This window comes from Bradyrhizobium sp. HKCCYLS3077 (assembly GCF_051167555.1).
Taxonomy (GTDB): domain Bacteria; phylum Pseudomonadota; class Alphaproteobacteria; order Rhizobiales; family Xanthobacteraceae; genus Bradyrhizobium.
On the sequence record NZ_JBNPTH010000005.1, the window covers coordinates 488854 to 504324 of the forward strand.

The following is a 15471-nucleotide window of genomic DNA, read 5'->3' on the forward strand; positions in this document are numbered from 1 at the left end:
AGGCTGGAGCGACGCGCGTGCCAACCAAATGCCGCCGGTGGTTATGGGTCCCGGCGTTCGCCGGGACGACAGTTGAGCCAATGATCAGCACCGCGTCGTAGGTTGTCAGCTTGTAGGTTGTCAGATGGCGCACTCACACCAACATCACGACGACCACGATCATGACCATCTCCATGGTCACTCCCACGCCCATTCTCACTCCCACTCCCACGCCGGCCACAGCCATGCGCCCACCAGCTTCGGCACGGCGTTCGCGGTCGGCGTCTCGCTCAACACCGCCTTCGTCATCGCCGAGCTCGTGTTCGGCTACGCCGCCAACTCACTGGCACTGATCTCCGACGCCATCCACAATCTCTCCGACGTGATGTCGCTGCTGCTGGCCTGGGGCGCGCTGTGGCTGTCCGGGCGCCGCCCGACCGACCGCCACACCTACGGCTATCGCCGCGCCTCGATCCTGGCGGCGCTGATCAATGCCGGCCTGCTGCTGCTCGTGGTCGGCGGCATCGCGGTCGAGGCGTTCGACCGCCTGCGCAATCCGGGCGAGGTGGCCGGCGTCACCGTGCTGTGGGTGGCCGCGCTCGGCATCGTCATCAACGGCGCGACCGCGATGCTGTTCATGCGCGGCCGCGACAGCGACCTCAACATCCGCGGCGCGTATCTGCACATGGCGGCCGATGCCGCCGTGTCCTTCGGCGTCGTCGTCGCTGCCGCCATCACGATCTGGACCGGCTGGCTGTGGGTCGACCCGGTCGTCAGCCTCGTCATTGCGCTCGTCGTGCTGCTGAGCGGCTGGGATCTCGCCCGCGATAGCGTCAATCTCGCGCTCGACGCCGTGCCGCGCGACATCGCGCTGCCGGAGGTGCGCGACTATCTCGCGTCGCTCGACGGCGTCAGCGAGGTGCACGATCTCCACGTCTGGGCGATGAGCACCAACGAGACCGCCTTGACAGCGCATCTGGTGTGTCCCGGCGGTACCGACGACGCGTTCCTGCACAAGGTCTGCGCCGAGCTGTCACGGCGCTTCAAGATCCAGCATTCCACCCTGCAGATCGAGGCCGATGGCAAGCCGTGCAAGCTGGCGCCGGCCGACGTGGTGTGAGATCGCGATGCGTCAGCTCCAGCCGGCCAGCCTGATCAGCACACCGGCGGCGCATGACGCAGCCAGCACAGTGAGCATGCCGAGCTTGAAGCGGAGGATCGCGACCGCCGCGGCCAGCGACAGCAGCAGCGCGGCGCCGTCGACGCTGGACAGCACCGGCGCATCGAAGTCGAGACCGAAGCCGCTGACCGGCACGGTCTGGCGGAACAGCGTATGCAGCGCGAACCAGATCGAGAGATTGAGGATCACGCCGACCACCGCCGCCGTGATCGCGCCGAGCGCACCCGCAAGGCCCTTGTTGCCCCGCAGTCGCTCGATATACGGCGCCCCAACGAAGATCCAAAGGAAGCAGGGCGCGAACGTCACCCAGGTCGCGAGCAGGCCGCCGAGCGTGCCGGCAATCAGCGGCGAGAGCGAGCCGGGATCGCGCGACGCGGCGACAAAGCCGACGAATTGCAGCACCATGATCAGCGGCCCCGGTGTGGTCTCGGCCATGCCGAGCCCGTCGAGCATCTCCGGAGGGGTCAGCCAGTGATAGTGCTCGACCGCCTGCTGACCGACATAGGCGAGCACCGCATAGGCGCCGCCGAACGTCACCATCGCCATCTTGCTGAAGAACAGCGCGATCTGGCTGAACGTGCTGCCGATACCCGTCACCGCGACGATGGCGGCGACCGGCACCAGCCACAGCGCGAGCCAGACCAGCGCGGTGAGCAGCGTGCGCCGTCCATTCGGCCGGGCGTGCTCCGGCAGGGTCTCGCCGAGCGCACTGTCGCCATCGCCATTGCCGCTGGAGCCATGGCCCGCCGCGGCGAATTCCGGCCGGCCGGCGCGAGCGCCGAGATAGCCGATCAGTCCCGCGGCGATGATGATCAGCGGGAAGGGCACCGCGAAGAAGAAGATCGCGATGAACGCCGCTGCCGCGAGCCCGATCATGACGGTGTTACGCAACGCGCGGCTGCCGACGCGCACCACCGCCTGGATGACGATCGCGAGCACCGCCGCCTTCAGCCCGAAGAACAGCGCCTCGACGAACCAGACATGACCGAATGCGACGTAGATCCAGCTCAAGGCCATGATCGCGATGATGCCGGGCAGGATGAACAGCCCGCCGGCCATCAGGCCGCCGGCCGTCCGGTGCATCAGCCAGCCGATATAGGTCGCGAGCTGCTGCGCCTCCGGTCCGGGCAGCAGCATGCAGTAGTTCAGCGCATGCAGGAACCGGCTCTCCGAGACCCAGCGCTTCTCGTCGACGATGATCCGGTGCATCACCGCGATCTGCCCGGCCGGGCCGCCGAACGACAGCGACGCTACGCGCAGCCAGACCTTGAACGCCTCGGCAAAGCTGACGCCGTGGCCGGCGTCAGCTTTGGTGGGGGCAGTCGATGAGACCAGATCGGTCATGGCTTCACCTTGCTCGTCGGCCAATTGTGCGACTCGGTAGTCGCGTCGCGACACCAGCGATAGAACGCATCGTAGAGCCCAAGGCCAGCCTCGAGTTGGGCGAGGTCGTCATCGTAGATGCGCGACAGCCCGAGCGAGGCGGCGAGCAGGCCGGGCGCTTCGGGGCTGAGATCGAGCCGCGCCGTATCCGCGGCGCGGACGATCGTGGCCAACCGTTGCAGGGCAGGCGTGGTGAGAGAGAATTCCTCGATCATCACATCGAAGGTGCAAAGCTCTCCGCGATGGCTCCAGAAGGTGTTTTCGACGTCGAACGGCGCCGCCCCGAAGCGCTCGCTCACGGCGATGACCTCGGATGGCGCAACATAGAGAAAAACCGCCTGCGGATCGACGAACCGGCGGATCAGCCAGGGGCAAGCGATGCGATCGATCTTCGGCCGTGCGCGCGTCACCCAGACCGTTCGTCCGTGGTCGTCGCGCGGCGGCAGCTTGGACATCGGCACCAGCGGCAAACCGGCCGCCTTCCAGGCCTCGAAGCCACCCTCGAGATTTTCGGCCGAGGCCTTGGCCACGCGAAGCCAGGCCGCAGCGCCATGCGAGAGCTTGGCGCCGCGCTGGCAGATGACGATCACCGAACGACCGGCGAACTCCGAACTCCATTGCGCAGCCGTCAAGGCGTCACGTCGGATGGCGCCGGGAAGGAGCCTTGGATCGGCGCTGAAATCCTCGTCGGTGCGTACATCGATCAGGACGGGTGCGTTCGGGGTTCCGATCAACCGGCTCAGCTTGTCGGGAGAAATCGATGCGAAGGATGACATTATGCGTCCTCGTGCGAAAATGACGGGACGCGATACTTGGGCATGTCGCCTCGTGGGGAGATCGCGAAGTCCCCATGGGAACATTACAGCGGAACCGGTCTGCGGTGTCAATCGCGACAGGGCGGTCGCTTTGTCCTGTGATAAGTTCGATGCCGCGCACGGCGGTGCGCGCCGGGACCGATGAGGAGAACGATAGATGCCATCACAAGCCGATCATTGGGCCCACGATCACGTCTTCCTCGGCGCGCAGCACGAGCGCAACGAGCGCCGTACCTGGTTCGTGGTCGGGCTGACCCTGGTGATGATGGCCGGCGAGATCGCCGCCGGCTCGCTGTTCGGATCGATGGCGCTGCTGGCGGACGGCTGGCACATGGGCACCCACGCGGCCGCGCTCGGCATCGCCGGGCTGGCCTACCTGTTTGCCCGCCGCCACGCCCGCAATCCGTCCTTCACCTTCGGCACCGGCAAGTTCGGCGAGCTCGCGGCGTTCTCGAGCGCGATCATCCTGCTGATCATCGCGGTCCAGGTGGCCTATGAGAGCGTGATCCGGCTGCTGCGTCCGGAGCCGATCGCCTATGGCGAAGCGATCGCGGTCGCCGTCCTCGGTCTTCTGGTCAACCTCGTCAGCGCCTGGCTGCTGGCGGATTCACACCAGCATCATCATCACGGCCATCACCATCACGCCGATCACCATGACGATCATGCCCATCACGGCCATGATGATCATCACCACGACCATCATGACCATGGTCATCACGACAACAATCTGCGCGCGGCCTATCTGCACGTGCTCGCGGACGCAGCGACCTCGCTGCTGGCCATCGGGGCATTGGTCATCGGCATGACTCTCGGCTGGAGCTGGGCCGACGCCGCCGTCGGCGTCATCGGCAGTCTGGTGATCGCGAGTTGGGCCTATGCACTGATCCGCGATGCCGGCGCGGTGCTGCTGGACGTCAATGGCGACCGACGGCTGGAGGCCACGATCCGGGCGCGACTCGAAGCGAGTGGGGACCGCGTCACCGATCTGCATCTGTGGCAGGTCGGGCCCGGGCACCGCGCCGTGGTGGCTTCGATCGTTTCCAATGCGCCATTGGCCCCGGCCATGTACAAGCAGCGTTTGCGTGACCTGCACGGCCTCAGCCATGTCACCGTGGAGGTGGAGCACGGCTTGCATGTCTGATAACGGCTTCTGAAATTGCTCTTGGCTTCAGTTGGATGGACTGCCCCGATGACCGTTACGATCTATCACAATCCTGCCTGCGGCACGTCGCGCAACACGCTGGCGATGATCCGTGCCTCCGGCGAGGAGCCTGATGTCATCGAATACCTGAAGACGCCGCCGAGCCGCGAGCAGCTGGTGGCGCTGATCAATGCGATGGGCGTCAGGGTGCGCGAGGTGCTGCGCGAAAAGGGGACGCCCTATGGCGAGCTGGGCCTCGGCGATGCCAAATGGAGCGACGACCAGTTGATCGAGGCGATGCTCGCGCATCCGATCCTGATCAATCGGCCGATCGTGGTGACGGGCAAGGGGGCGCGGCTGTGCCGTCCGTCGGAACTCGTGCTCGACCTGCTGGACCATCCCGTTGCCTCCTTCACCAAGGAGGATGGCGAGGTGGTGGCGAGGCCTGCCTGAAGCTGTCCGGAGCATTTTGTGACGCGTTGGTGAGTGAGAAAATGGACACGGCGACCCGTCTCGAAGTGATCAATTGGCTCACGGCGCAGGGCCTCACCGGCGTGCCGGAAAACGAAATCCTGCGTGGGTTCTGCGAGCGTTGCTGCGCGGCCGGGCTCGAACTGTCGCGCAGCCTCACGATCATCGACACGCTGCATCCGATCTTCGAAGGCCGTGGCTTCCGCTGGAACGACCGTGACACCAACGAGCCCGACAGCTTCGAATACGGCTCGAGCAATGAGGGCGAGGCGGCCCAGAACTGGCGGCGCTCAGTCTTCCATCACATGCTGGAGAGCGGTGACGATGAGTTCCGCATCGACCTGCTGAACTCCGCGCATCTCGATTTTCCGGTCATCGAGGAACTCTCGGCCCAGGGCCATAAGCACTACCTTGCCTTCGTGCACCGGTTCGGCGAAGCCGGCACGCTCGGCCAGATGGACTGCTTCTATTCGAACTGGCTGACGCGCCGTCACGACGGCTTCACTGAGGAACAGATCGGCGCTTTGCGCGACCTGATCCCGCTCTTGGCGTTCACGATCAAGTCGGCGCAGCAGGTCGACATCGTACGCACGCTCGGCCGGGTGTATCTCGGGCGCGATGCCTCCGAGCAGGTGCTGCGCGGCCGCATCTCCCGCGGTGTCACCGAGCGCATCAATGCCGTGCTGTGGTTCTCCGACCTGCGCAGCTCGACTGCGATTTCCGAGAGCATCTCGCCGGACGAGATCATCCCGCTGCTCAACGACTATGCGGAAGCCTCGATCGAAGCCATCTACGAATCCGGCGGAGACGTGCTGAAGCTGATCGGTGACGGCGTTCTGGCGATCTTCACCGGCGACATGGCGACGGCGCGGCAGGCTGCGCTGCGTGCCGAGCATCGCTTCCGCTTGAACATCCTGAAGCTCAATGCGCGGCGAAGCGGGGAGGGGCGGCCCGTGACCACGGCCTATGTCGGCCTGCATGTTGGCGAGGTGTTCTACGGCAACATCGGCAGCGAGGACCGGCTCGATTTCACCGTGGTGGGGCCGGCGGTCAACGAGGTCAGCCGCATCGCCTCGATGTGTCGCTCGGTCGATCGCGAGTTGCTGGCGTCGTCGGAGTTCTGCGCGGGGCTCGACGACGAGGGCCGGCGCTATCTGGTGTCGACCGGCCGCTACGCGTTGCGCGGCATCGGCCGCGCGCAGGATCTCTACACGCTGGATCCCGAGATCGCGGCGAGCCGGCCTGCGACGAAAGCCTATGAGAGCTACCTCTCGGACGAGATGTCGCACCCTTGACGCACGTCAATGCCCAGCAGCGCGGAGTCTGCCCAGCATCATCGGCCGGGGAGATGACGCACATGTACACGCATATTCTGCTGCCGACCGATGGATCCGACCTGTCCAGGGCCGCCATCAAGCACGGTGTCGCGCTGGCCAAGGCCACCGGCGCCAGGGTCACCGCGCTGGTGGTGTCGACGCCGCTGCATTCCCTCGTCGTCGATCCTCACGCCGCCACCAAGGCGCTCGCGCAATACAAGTCGCTGGTGGCCGACCAGACCGCGAAATATCTCGATCACGTCAGGGATGATGCGGAGCAGGCGGGCGTCGCCTGCGCCACGCTCTGCGTCGAGCATGACAAGCCCTATGAGGCGATCGTCGAGACCGCGCGCAACGAGGCTTGCGACCTGGTGCTGATGGCCTCGCACGGCCTGCGTGGCGTCTCCGCGCTTCTCGGCAGTGAGACCTTGAAGGTGCTGACGCATTCGACCGTGCCGATCCTGGTCTATCGCTAGGCCGGCTGCGGTGCGGGCTGCCGCGCGATCGAAACCGCGGGCGAGACGAGGATGACGAGCGCCTGCAGGCCGAAGATGGCGGCGGCGAGATAGATACAGGCGTCGGCGCCGTAGCGGCCGCCGACGATGGCGCCGAGCAGCGAGCCCAGGGGGCGTGCGCCGTAGCTGAGGATGTTGATCGCCGAGACTCGCCCGAGCAGTCCGGCCGGCGTCACCGCCTGCCGCAAGGTGGTGGTCGAGATGACCCAGAGGATCGGTCCGGCGCCGAGCAGGAAGAAGCTGAGCGCGGCCAGATAGGGAGAGGGGACGAGCGTCGTGAGCGCCATCACCAGCGCCGCGACGAAGCCGGTGACGGGGCCGAGCCCGATCACCGTGCCGAACGGCAGACGTCGCATGAGCCGCGTTGCGAGCAGCGCCCCGCACACCATGCCGGCGCCGAACATCGACAGCACCGTGCCGACGCCGCCTACGGACAGGCCAAGCCGGTGAACGGCGTAGGGAACGAACACGGCGAGCAGCAGAAAGTGCGCGGTGTTGAAGACGAACTGGGTGACGAACACCGGCCGCAGCAGCGGATGATGCAGCACGAATGCCGCGCCGTCGCGGATGTCGGCCAGGGGGTGGCGGCGCGGCATGGGGACGCGAGCGGGCTCGGAGATGCCCGCGAGCAAGACGGCTGCGATCAGCGACAGCGCCGCGGCCGTGCCGAAGGCCAGCGCGCCGCCAATCCAGCCGACGAGCACGCCGCCGAGCGCCGGTCCGCAGGCAAAGGCGATCGTGCGGGCGAGTTCGATCCGTGCATTGGCGCGCGCGAGCTCGCTTGGCGGCACCAAGCTCGGCACCAGGGCCGGCGCGGCGACGCTGAACACCACCGTGCCGCAGACGGCCGCGAAGCCGAGCGCAGCCAGGAGCCACAGCGCGAGCATCCCGGCCGCGAAGGCCAGCAGGATCGCGAGCAGCGCAAGCGCGCGCATTGCCTCCGCCGCAGCCATCAGCCGCCGCCGCGGCATGCGGTCGGCGAGCAATCCGGCGGGAATGGCGAACAACACGAACGGCGCCGTCAGCGCCGTCTGCAGCAGGCCGGTCTCACCCTCGCCGACACCGAGCGCCAGCACCGCGACGATCGGTGCGGCGGCAAGCGCGATCTGCTCGGCCGATTGCGCGGTGAGATTGGAGAAGGCGAGCCGATGAAAGCTGGCGGGCAAGCGGAGCGGGAGGGGCATGAGACAACCTGGCATGAGGAGGCCGTCATCATCCGCCGCAGGTCACCTCGCGCCCACCCGCTTTCCGATCAGCCCGCGCCGCGGTGTCAGACTCGCGCCGATCTAAGCCGCACTCGGTGCTTCCTCCAGGCCCCATTCCGGCGGCAGCGTCTTGAACGCGAGATGCGTGCCCGAGTTCAGCGGCGCCGTTTTGAAGCCGAACTTGTTCCAGGCCAGCGCCAGCGCGTGCTTGGTGTAGATCGAGATGTGCCCGTTGCGCGGCCCGACGTACCACCAGCCCATGCCCTGGGTGTCGAAATCGTCGGGCTGCGTCAGTGTCGAGTAGAACACGCCGCCAGGTTCGGCCAGGCAGGCCGCAATGGCTCCGATCGTCGCCAGCGGATCGGGCACGTGCTCCAGCGTCTCGAAGCAGGTCACGAGGTCGAACTTGCCCTCGGGACGGGCCGCGTGCTCCGGCACCATCGGGTCGTAGGTCACAGCCTCGCCGAAGCCCTGCGCGCGCAGGCCGGCGCAGAGGACATCATTGCCGCCGCCATAGTCGAGCACGCGCATGCCGGCCTTGTGCGGCCCCCAGAAGCGGGCAATGGCCGCAGCGTTGTCAGTCGGCCGCTTGATCCGATAGTCTGGATCCACCGCTTCATAGCCGTCGTTATAGATGTGGGTCCTGAACTGCTCGATGCTCCAGTCGTCGAATGCGTCCGTGAACAGAAATCCGCAATCGGCGCAGCGCCGGTAGTAGATCGGCACGCCCGACAGCGGCGCGTTGGGCACATGCGCGATCTGGCAGGGGCGGTTCATGTCGACCACGCCGAACAGATTGGCAGGACCGTCACAGATCTTGCAGGGCACGGGCGCGTTCGAGATGGGCCGGAGACCGAGTTGAGTAGACAGCATTTTGAATTCCGTGAATGGGGCGACGGCTCGCGCGGCGGCCATGGCTCTGCCTTCGACCAGAGACGAATCGGCATCAGCGGGCTGTCCCGATGATGAAGCGCGGCGCGAACTTTGCCAGCGTCGGCTGGCCGATCGGCCTCTGCAATCCGCTTTTGCAAATAAGTTGCATTAAAGGTCGGTTTCGTTCAGGATGATGTCATGGACGCAAAATCGTCAGACCTCTCGCAACTGCATGCCATGGTTCCCCCGGGTGACAGCCTGATGGCGGGAGGTTGGCGCAACGAGCGGGGTGACCCGTCGCTCGGCGACATGTTCGCGTCCGTGCGTACCACCGCCAAGGGCTCGCTGTGGCGCAAGCTGATTGCGTTTCTAGGCCCCGGCTATCTGGTCGCGGTCGGCTACATGGACCCCGGCAATTGGGCAACGTCGCTCGCCGGTGGGGCCAAGTTCGGCTACATGCTGCTGTCCGTCGCCTTGCTGTCGAATTTGATGGCGATCGTGCTGCAGTCGTTGTGCACGAGGCTTGGCGTCGCCACTGGCCGCGATCTCGCCCAGGCGTGCCGGGATTCCACGCCTCGCTGGGTCTCGATCCCGCTGTGGCTGTCGGCCGAGATCGCCATCACGGCCACCGATCTCGCCGAAGTCATCGGCACGGCGATCGGTCTCAGCCTGCTGTTCGGGCTGCCGCTGTCGATCGGCGTCTGTGTCACCGCGCTCGACGTGTTCTTGATCCTGGCCCTGCAGGCCTTCGGCTTTCGCTGGATCGAGGCCTTCGTGGTCGCTCTGCTCGGCGTGATCGCGCTCTGCTTCGCGATCCAGATCGCGATGGCGCAGCCGGATTGGGCGGGGGTGGTGAAGGGCTTCGTGCCGAGCAGCCAGCTGCTCGCCAATCCCGAGATGCTGTATCTGGCGCTCGGCATCCTCGGTGCAACCGTGATGCCGCACAATCTGTACCTCCATTCCGGCCTGGTGCAGACCCGCGGCTATGGCGACAGTCCGGCGGAGAAGCGTGAGGCGATCACGCTGTCGACGATCGACTCGACGGTGGCGCTGTGCCTCGCGCTCACCATCAACGCTTCGATCCTGATTCTCGCGGCGGCCACCTTCCACCGCACCGGCCAGCATGACGTCGCCGAGCTCGACCAGGCGCATTCCTTCCTGGCCCCGTTGCTGGGCTCGACGCTCGCGCCAACCTTGTTCGCCATCGCGCTGTTGTGCTGCGGCCTCAACTCGACGATCACCGCCACCCTGTCAGGCCAGATCGTGATGGAAGGCTTCCTGCAGTGGCGGATCGCGCCATGGCTGCGCCGGATGATCACCCGCATGATCGCGATCGTGCCGGCTGTCGTGGTGACGATCTGGGCCGGCGAGAAGGCCACGGGTCAGCTCCTGATCCTCAGTCAGGTCGTGCTCAGCCTGCAGCTGCCCTTCGCAATCGTGCCGCTGGTGCTGATCACCGCGAGCCGCGCCAAGATGGGGCAGTTCGTGGCGCCGCGCTGGCTGACGGCCATCGCCGCGGTCATTGCGGCCGTGATCATCGCGCTCAATGCGAAGCTGGTGTGGGATCTGGCGACGGGATGATGAGAGGCGAATGGCGAACAAAGGGTAGCGAATAGGGAAACGGAAGAGCTCTATTCGCCAATCGCTATTCGCCCGCTTTCACTCCTGCGGCTCCGGCGCGGTGCCGCCCTCGGCGTCGATCCGCAGCCAGCCCGCAGCCGCAAGCCGCTGCTGCGGCAGGTAGCGGCTCTTGTAGTCCATTTTCTTCGAGCCCTCGATCCAGTAGCCGAGATAGACGTAAGGCAGACCCTGCCGCCGGGCTCTGGCGATGTGATCGAGGATCATGAAGGTCCCGAGCGAGCGCGTCGTCTCGGATGGATCGAAGAACGAGTACACCATCGACAGCCCGTCGCTGAGCACGTCGGTGAGGGCCACGGCGATCAGCTCGCCGCCGCGGGCGTTCGGTCCGTTGCTCAGGTTGCGCTTGCGATATTCGATGATTCGCGTTTCGACGTGGCTGTCTTCCACCATCATGGCGTAGTCCAGCACCGTCATGTCGGCCATGCCGCCGTGGCGGTGACGCTGGTCGAGATAGCTGCGGAAGATCGAATATTGCTCGGAGGTCGGAACCGCGCTGCGCTGCTCGCCGACCAGATCGGAGTTGCGCGCGAGCACCTTGCGGAAGTTACGAGAGGGCCGAAATTCGTTGGCGATCACCCGCACCGACACGCAGGCGCGGCACTGGTCGCAGGCCGGCCGGTAGGCGATCGACTGGCTGCGGCGAAAGCCGCCATGGGTCAGGAGGTCGTTGAGATCGGTGGCCTTGTCGCCGACCAGATGCGTGAAAACCTTTCGCTCCTGCCGCCCGGGCAGATACGGGCAGGGCGATGGCGCAGTCAGGTAGAACTGCGGGGTATCACGCGAGTGCTGGGTCAAGGAACGTCGTGTGCCTCCGAGGCGATATCAGACAGAATTGCGCTCCGGAGACGACCGGTCAATCGCTTTTGATGCGACGTGCGATGTCTCACCACGTCCGTGCGGCCCCGGCGGGCTGGGCCCGCGCCGACGTGTTGATCACGACGGTGCCGAGCACGAAATCGTGCAGCAGCCGGCGGCGGCCATTGAACAGTCCGACCAGCAGGACGAACGGCGACAGCACCGACACCGAGATCCAGAAGCACACCGCGTGCACGGCACCGAGCACAAAGTAGCCCGGCGCGCCGTACCAGGTTCGTACCTCCAGATCCATGACCCGCATGCCGACCGTCGCCGAGTTCGGGCCGCCGATCGTGGCGCCGTAGTAGACGATCGCCCAGATCACGGAAGCCGGCGACACCAGCCAGAACAGCGCCCAGCCAAGCCCGAGCGTGACCACGCCGAACAAGGCGATGAAGATCACGGCCAGAATGACCGGGACGGACAGGACGAGCAGGTCGATCAGGAAGGCAATCGCCCGCCGTGTCAGCACGCCGCGGAACAGCTCCGGCTGCTGGTAGGGATCATAGGCGTGCGGTCTGATCCCGGCTCCGCCGCTGCTCCAGCCGCCATTGCCTGGGCCCGTATACGCCATGGTTGTCCCCTCCAGAACTGGCCAACAGGACATGGGAACAGCGCGCGCGCTTGCAAGGGGCAATCCTTGCAACGCGCGCGGCAAATTTCCGGCGTTTCAGCGACGCGTGTGGCGGGCGCGACCAGCGAAGCGGCTTCGAGCGCCGGCGGTCGAATTGCGACGGTCCAGGTCTCACCCCTGACGGCGCAGCCGCTCCGCCGCCTGCGGCGCGAAATAGGTGAGGACGCCATCGGCGCCGGCGCGCTTGAAGGCCAGCAGGCTCTCCATCATCGCCCGATCGCCGTCGATCCAGCCATTGTTCGCGGCTGCCGCGATCATCGCATATTCGCCGGACACCTGATAGGCAAACGTCGGCATGCTGAAAGTGTCCTTCACACGCCTGACGACGTCGAGATAGGGCATGCCCGGCTTGACCATCACCATGTCCGCGCCTTCGGCGATGTCGAGCTCGACCTCGCGCAGCGCCTCGTCGGTGTTGGCGCTGTCCATCTGATAGGTGCGCTTGTCGCCGCTCAGCGTCTTGGCCGAGCCGATCGCGTCGCGGAACGGGCCGTAGAACGCGGAGGCGTATTTGGCCGCATAGGCCATGATCTGAACGTCGAGGAAGCCTGACTGGTCGAGCGCTTGGCGGATTGCGCCGACGCGGCCGTCCATCATGTCCGACGGCGCGATGATGTCGCAGCCGGCTTCGGCCTGGACGAGGGCCTGGCGGACCAGCACCGCGACGGTTTCGTCGTTGAGGATGCGGCCATCCCTGATCAGGCCGTCGTGCCCATGGCTGGTGAACGGGTCGAGCGCGACGTCGCAGAGAACGCCGATCTCCGGGAATTCCTTCTTGATCGCCTTCACGGCCTGGCAGACCAGGTTGTCCGGATTGCAGGCCTCGGACCCGTGCTCGTCGCGCAGCGATGGGTCGGTATAGGGGAACAGGGCGATGCAGGGGATGTCGAGCTTGGCCGCGCGCTCGGCGTCGCGCACGATCTCGTCGACGCTCAGCCGTTCCACGCCCGGCATCGAGACCACGGTGCTGCGGACGCGGTCGCCTGCCACGACGAACAGCGGCCAGATCAGGTCATTGGTGGTCAGAACGTTCTCGCGGACCAGTCGCCGCGCCCATTCGGCCTTGCGGTTGCGACGCGGCCGGATGGTCAGATCGAGCGCCGGAGCGGAGGGATTGTGCGCGACATCGCGCAGTTCGATCGGGCGCCCGAATTTGATCGCCATGGGGTGCTGGCTCCTTGAGCTGGCCGGCGAGCCGGATTTTGATTTGTTGTAATTCGAACAATCTGTACCACTTTGCACGTCGCGCGTCACTTGACCTGACGCAAGCAGCCCGGTTGATTTCCGGCCCGGTTGGTTTCACGGTGCCGCCCAGGCCCAGGAATCGCCATCCTTCCGGTCTTGAGAGGCCTCGATGATCCCCTTGACGACGTGCCAGTTCTGCTCGAGCGCCCATGCCTGAGATCCCCTCGGCGCGAGATCTGGCGCGCGACAACACCGCCATGTCGGTCGCGGCCCTCTCCTCGGACCGGCGCGAAGGCGACGACAATGTCTGGACGCGGCGGCTGGTGCTGTTCCTGCGCGTGATGGCGATGCTGTCCATCGCCAAGGGGCTCTATCACTGGGCCCAGGTCACCGGCTTCATCGGCGGCGAGGACGAGGCGTTCGAAAACCAGCCCATGGCCTGGCAGGCTGCGACCGTCTATTTCGCGGTGATTGAGCTCGTCGCCGCGGTCGGGCTGTGGCTGGCGACACCCTGGGGCGCCGTGGTGTGGCTGACCACCGTGGTCTCGATGGCGGTGATCGAGCTGATGTTCCCGGGCATCTATGGCGGCAACCTGCTGGTGGTCGCCGGCGAGGCGGTCATGCTGGCCGCGTATCTCGTGCTGGCCTGGATGGCGGCTCGCGAGCGGCCACCGTAGGTGGTGGGCTGCAATCCTTGCACGGCATAAATCTTTTCAGCGCGATGCAAGTAATGTTTCGAACACCTTAAGACCGCCTGCCACAGCTGTTACAGAGACCTTAGCGGCGCTACCCAGGCGTGTTTTGGAATGCGACAGGTGGATGAAACGAAGCGAGAACATGGCGTCTCCACCGTCAACGGACTCTTGCGAAACCCTCTGTAATTACTGAATTAAAAGACGATTCACTCTCCGCGATTCATTCTCTCTTTATGCTCTTATTTAAGGCGATCTTCAAAGCACCCCCTTAAGTTCGCTCTATCAGACGGGACGCAAGTTTCGTCGAATAAGTCGACAAAAACGACGACAGGGGAAGTGTCATGATGAAAGCCGTTGCGACGGCCGTGGAGACTGCTGCGCCCGGCCAGGGTGGCACCGTGCAGTCGCTTTATCTAGAAGCATTGACGCTGGTGGAGCGGCTGCATCGCCGTCTGCTCGACGTCATCAAGGACGAGTTCGACCGTCGCGGTCGTTCCGACATCAATTCGGTCCAGGCGCTGCTGCTCTATAACATCGGCGACAAGGAGCTGACCGCGGGCGAGCTGCGCACGCGCGGCTACTATCTCGGCTCCAACGTCTCCTACAATCTGAAGAAGCTGGTCGAGCTCGGTTTCCTCGATCACCAGCGCTCGCGCGTCGATCGCCGCTCGGTCCGCATCCGCCTGACCCCGCAGGGCCAGGAGATCCGCCGCATCGTCGACTCGCTGTATCAGAAGCACGTCAAGACCGTGGAGCAGGTCGGCGGCATCTCGAGCGAGGAGTTCTCCACGCTCAACAAGTCGCTGCATCGCCTCGAGCGGTTCTGGACCGACCAGATCCTGTATCGGCTCTGAGCTGATCTCACTTCGGCTGACCCGGCCTCCGACCCAAGAGAGCCAAGACCGGACAGTCGTCGATCCCTCGAGTTCGACCTCGCGTCGGCCCATGCGGGCCGGCGCTTTTCTTTGTTTGCCCGATCATCATTCGCGATTGCGAGAAACCGACTGGAACCAATCCGGCCGCTCGGACTTGTCTCGTCCGGAGGTCGGCCAATGCTGCACGATCACGGAATGCAGGTCATGAACGTGGAACTGGTCAGCGACGCCTACGCGATCGCGGCCAACTATCTGCGTTTGTCGGGGGCCATGCCGGACACGATCACGCCGGATGATCGTCTCGTCGACATCCTCGTGCAGCTGATCCACCGCGGAGAGTTCAACAAGCTCAGGCTCGCAAACAGGGCGATCTCGATGTTCGAGACGGCCCATGCGGCCTGACCATCAAGAGGGGATGATATGGAAGCCGCTATCGATCGCATCATGCACACCTACGACCTGCTCGCGAACCGCACCGCTGCGGCCAGCCAGGAAGCACGCCAGAAGGTGAGCGCCTACATCCAGACGCTGTTCGAAGCCGGCGAACGCGATCCGCATCGCCTCACGGTTTGCGGCCTGACCTATCTGCGCCAGCTCGACGGCCGCGTCGATCCGGTGAAGGCGGGCTACACCGGGCTTTGATGTCTTTGGCGCGAGGCCACTCGCGCCTCACGCTTGCCTCATGATACCGACAACCTGTATGAGACC

At 65.4% G+C, this 15471-nt stretch carries 17 protein-coding genes; 10 read left to right on the forward strand and 7 right to left on the reverse strand.

Going from position 1 to position 15471, the window contains the following annotated elements; translation table 11 throughout:
* Nucleotides 1–124: 124 nt before the first annotated feature.
* Entirely contained in the window at nucleotides 125–1099 is a 975-nt protein-coding gene (locus tag ACQR0Z_RS22620) for a cation diffusion facilitator family transporter (RefSeq protein WP_434920090.1), read from the forward strand.
* A 12-nt stretch (nucleotides 1100–1111) separates the two neighbouring features.
* Here the strand turns inward: ACQR0Z_RS22620 and chrA are convergent, their stop codons facing one another.
* Together chrA and ACQR0Z_RS22630 are read right to left on the reverse strand one after the other, a co-directional pair.
* Nucleotides 1112–2503, reverse strand: a complete 1392-nt coding sequence (chrA, locus tag ACQR0Z_RS22625) for a chromate efflux transporter (RefSeq protein WP_434920091.1) — start codon at nucleotides 2501–2503, stop codon at nucleotides 1112–1114.
* Nucleotides 2500–3318 (reverse strand): chromate resistance protein ChrB domain-containing protein, encoded by an 819-nt coding sequence (locus tag ACQR0Z_RS22630; protein WP_434920092.1) that lies wholly within the window; start codon nucleotides 3316–3318, stop codon nucleotides 2500–2502. The genes chrA and ACQR0Z_RS22630 overlap by 4 nt, the downstream gene beginning before the upstream one ends.
* Nucleotides 3319–3514: 196 nt before the next feature.
* Here ACQR0Z_RS22630 and dmeF point away from each other — a divergent pair, with 196 nt between their 5' ends.
* The 4 genes from dmeF to ACQR0Z_RS22650 all read left to right on the forward strand — a co-directional run bounded on the left by dmeF (nucleotide 3515) and on the right by ACQR0Z_RS22650 (nucleotide 6761).
* Nucleotides 3515–4498, forward strand: coding sequence for a CDF family Co(II)/Ni(II) efflux transporter DmeF (dmeF, locus tag ACQR0Z_RS22635; RefSeq protein WP_434920093.1), 984 nt, complete (start codon nucleotides 3515–3517; stop codon nucleotides 4496–4498).
* Between the two features lie 48 nt (nucleotides 4499–4546).
* On the forward strand, nucleotides 4547–4951 hold the full coding sequence (gene arsC / locus ACQR0Z_RS22640) for an arsenate reductase (glutaredoxin) (protein ID WP_434920094.1): 405 nt from the start codon (nucleotides 4547–4549) through the stop codon (nucleotides 4949–4951).
* 41 nt (nucleotides 4952–4992) lie between these two features.
* Nucleotides 4993–6264, forward strand: coding sequence for an adenylate/guanylate cyclase domain-containing protein (locus ACQR0Z_RS22645; protein ID WP_434920095.1), 1272 nt, complete (start codon nucleotides 4993–4995; stop codon nucleotides 6262–6264).
* A gap of 62 nt (nucleotides 6265–6326) precedes the next feature.
* Nucleotides 6327–6761, forward strand: a complete 435-nt coding sequence (locus ACQR0Z_RS22650) for a universal stress protein (RefSeq protein ID WP_434920096.1) — start codon at nucleotides 6327–6329, stop codon at nucleotides 6759–6761.
* Here ACQR0Z_RS22650 and ACQR0Z_RS22655 read toward each other — a convergent pair.
* Together ACQR0Z_RS22655 and ACQR0Z_RS22660 are read right to left on the reverse strand one after the other, a co-directional pair.
* Nucleotides 6758–7984, reverse strand: coding sequence for an MFS transporter (locus tag ACQR0Z_RS22655; protein ID WP_434920097.1), 1227 nt, complete (start codon nucleotides 7982–7984; stop codon nucleotides 6758–6760). The two genes, ACQR0Z_RS22650 and ACQR0Z_RS22655, sit on opposite strands and share 4 nt — an antisense overlap.
* A gap of 102 nt (nucleotides 7985–8086) precedes the next feature.
* Nucleotides 8087–8878, reverse strand: coding sequence for a class I SAM-dependent methyltransferase (locus tag ACQR0Z_RS22660; RefSeq protein ID WP_434920098.1), 792 nt, complete (start codon nucleotides 8876–8878; stop codon nucleotides 8087–8089).
* Nucleotides 8879–9076: 198 nt separating this feature from the next.
* Here ACQR0Z_RS22660 and ACQR0Z_RS22665 point away from each other — a divergent pair, with 198 nt between their 5' ends.
* Nucleotides 9077–10459 (forward strand): Nramp family divalent metal transporter, encoded by a 1383-nt coding sequence (locus ACQR0Z_RS22665; RefSeq protein ID WP_434920099.1) that lies wholly within the window; start codon nucleotides 9077–9079, stop codon nucleotides 10457–10459.
* Nucleotides 10460–10537: 78 nt separating this feature from the next.
* On the opposite strand, the gene ACQR0Z_RS22670 is transcribed toward ACQR0Z_RS22665, so the two are convergent.
* The 3 genes from ACQR0Z_RS22670 to hemB form a co-directional block, all read right to left on the reverse strand.
* Complete coding sequence (locus ACQR0Z_RS22670; RefSeq protein ID WP_434862143.1) at nucleotides 10538–11314, reverse strand: arginyltransferase; 777 nt, start codon at nucleotides 11312–11314, stop codon at nucleotides 10538–10540.
* A gap of 88 nt (nucleotides 11315–11402) precedes the next feature.
* Nucleotides 11403–11948 carry an RDD family protein gene (locus tag ACQR0Z_RS22675; protein ID WP_434920100.1) on the reverse strand — a complete coding sequence of 182 codons (546 nt, stop codon included), beginning with the start codon at nucleotides 11946–11948 and terminating at the stop codon, nucleotides 11403–11405.
* A gap of 171 nt (nucleotides 11949–12119) precedes the next feature.
* The gene (gene hemB / locus ACQR0Z_RS22680) at nucleotides 12120–13172 is read right to left on the reverse strand and encodes a porphobilinogen synthase (RefSeq protein ID WP_434862145.1); all 1053 of its coding nucleotides are present in this window, start codon (nucleotides 13170–13172) and stop codon (nucleotides 12120–12122) included.
* Between the two features lie 230 nt (nucleotides 13173–13402).
* Here hemB and ACQR0Z_RS22685 point away from each other — a divergent pair, with 230 nt between their 5' ends.
* The 4 genes from ACQR0Z_RS22685 to ACQR0Z_RS22700 all read left to right on the forward strand — a co-directional run bounded on the left by ACQR0Z_RS22685 (nucleotide 13403) and on the right by ACQR0Z_RS22700 (nucleotide 15405).
* Entirely contained in the window at nucleotides 13403–13870 is a 468-nt protein-coding gene (locus ACQR0Z_RS22685; protein ID WP_434878636.1) for a DUF6163 family protein, read from the forward strand.
* A gap of 359 nt (nucleotides 13871–14229) precedes the next feature.
* Nucleotides 14230–14742 carry a transcriptional regulator LdtR gene (ldtR, locus tag ACQR0Z_RS22690; protein WP_008962376.1) on the forward strand — a complete coding sequence of 171 codons (513 nt, stop codon included), beginning with the start codon at nucleotides 14230–14232 and terminating at the stop codon, nucleotides 14740–14742.
* A 198-nt stretch (nucleotides 14743–14940) separates the two neighbouring features.
* On the forward strand, nucleotides 14941–15165 hold the full coding sequence (locus ACQR0Z_RS22695) for a hypothetical protein (RefSeq protein WP_434920101.1): 225 nt from the start codon (nucleotides 14941–14943) through the stop codon (nucleotides 15163–15165).
* 18 nt (nucleotides 15166–15183) lie between these two features.
* Nucleotides 15184–15405, forward strand: a complete 222-nt coding sequence (locus ACQR0Z_RS22700) for a hypothetical protein (protein WP_434862148.1) — start codon at nucleotides 15184–15186, stop codon at nucleotides 15403–15405.
* Nucleotides 15406–15471 lie beyond the last annotated feature (66 nt).

Bases quoted from the DNA above. Each gene is read 5' to 3' on its own strand.
- hemB (WP_434862145.1), bottom strand. From the start codon at position 13,172: ATGGCGATCAAATTCGGGCGCCCGATCGAACTGCGCGATGTCGCGCAC.
- ldtR (WP_008962376.1), top strand. From the start codon at position 14,230: ATGATGAAAGCCGTTGCGACGGCCGTGGAGACTGCTGCGCCCGGCCAG.
- ACQR0Z_RS22695 (WP_434920101.1), top strand. From the start codon at position 14,941: ATGCTGCACGATCACGGAATGCAGGTCATGAACGTGGAACTGGTCAGC.
- ACQR0Z_RS22630 (WP_434920092.1), bottom strand. From the start codon at position 3,318: ATGTCATCCTTCGCATCGATTTCTCCCGACAAGCTGAGCCGGTTGATC.
- ACQR0Z_RS22655 (WP_434920097.1), bottom strand. From the start codon at position 7,984: ATGCCCCTCCCGCTCCGCTTGCCCGCCAGCTTTCATCGGCTCGCCTTC.
- ACQR0Z_RS22620 (WP_434920090.1), top strand. From the start codon at position 125: ATGGCGCACTCACACCAACATCACGACGACCACGATCATGACCATCTC.
- ACQR0Z_RS22650 (WP_434920096.1), top strand. From the start codon at position 6,327: ATGTACACGCATATTCTGCTGCCGACCGATGGATCCGACCTGTCCAGG.
- chrA (WP_434920091.1), bottom strand. From the start codon at position 2,503: ATGACCGATCTGGTCTCATCGACTGCCCCCACCAAAGCTGACGCCGGC.
- ACQR0Z_RS22660 (WP_434920098.1), bottom strand. From the start codon at position 8,878: ATGCTGTCTACTCAACTCGGTCTCCGGCCCATCTCGAACGCGCCCGTG.
- ACQR0Z_RS22675 (WP_434920100.1), bottom strand. From the start codon at position 11,948: ATGGCGTATACGGGCCCAGGCAATGGCGGCTGGAGCAGCGGCGGAGCC.
- dmeF (WP_434920093.1), top strand. From the start codon at position 3,515: ATGCCATCACAAGCCGATCATTGGGCCCACGATCACGTCTTCCTCGGC.
- ACQR0Z_RS22665 (WP_434920099.1), top strand. From the start codon at position 9,077: ATGGACGCAAAATCGTCAGACCTCTCGCAACTGCATGCCATGGTTCCC.
- arsC (WP_434920094.1), top strand. From the start codon at position 4,547: ATGACCGTTACGATCTATCACAATCCTGCCTGCGGCACGTCGCGCAAC.
- ACQR0Z_RS22700 (WP_434862148.1), top strand. From the start codon at position 15,184: ATGGAAGCCGCTATCGATCGCATCATGCACACCTACGACCTGCTCGCG.
- ACQR0Z_RS22645 (WP_434920095.1), top strand. From the start codon at position 4,993: ATGGACACGGCGACCCGTCTCGAAGTGATCAATTGGCTCACGGCGCAG.
- ACQR0Z_RS22685 (WP_434878636.1), top strand. From the start codon at position 13,403: ATGCCTGAGATCCCCTCGGCGCGAGATCTGGCGCGCGACAACACCGCC.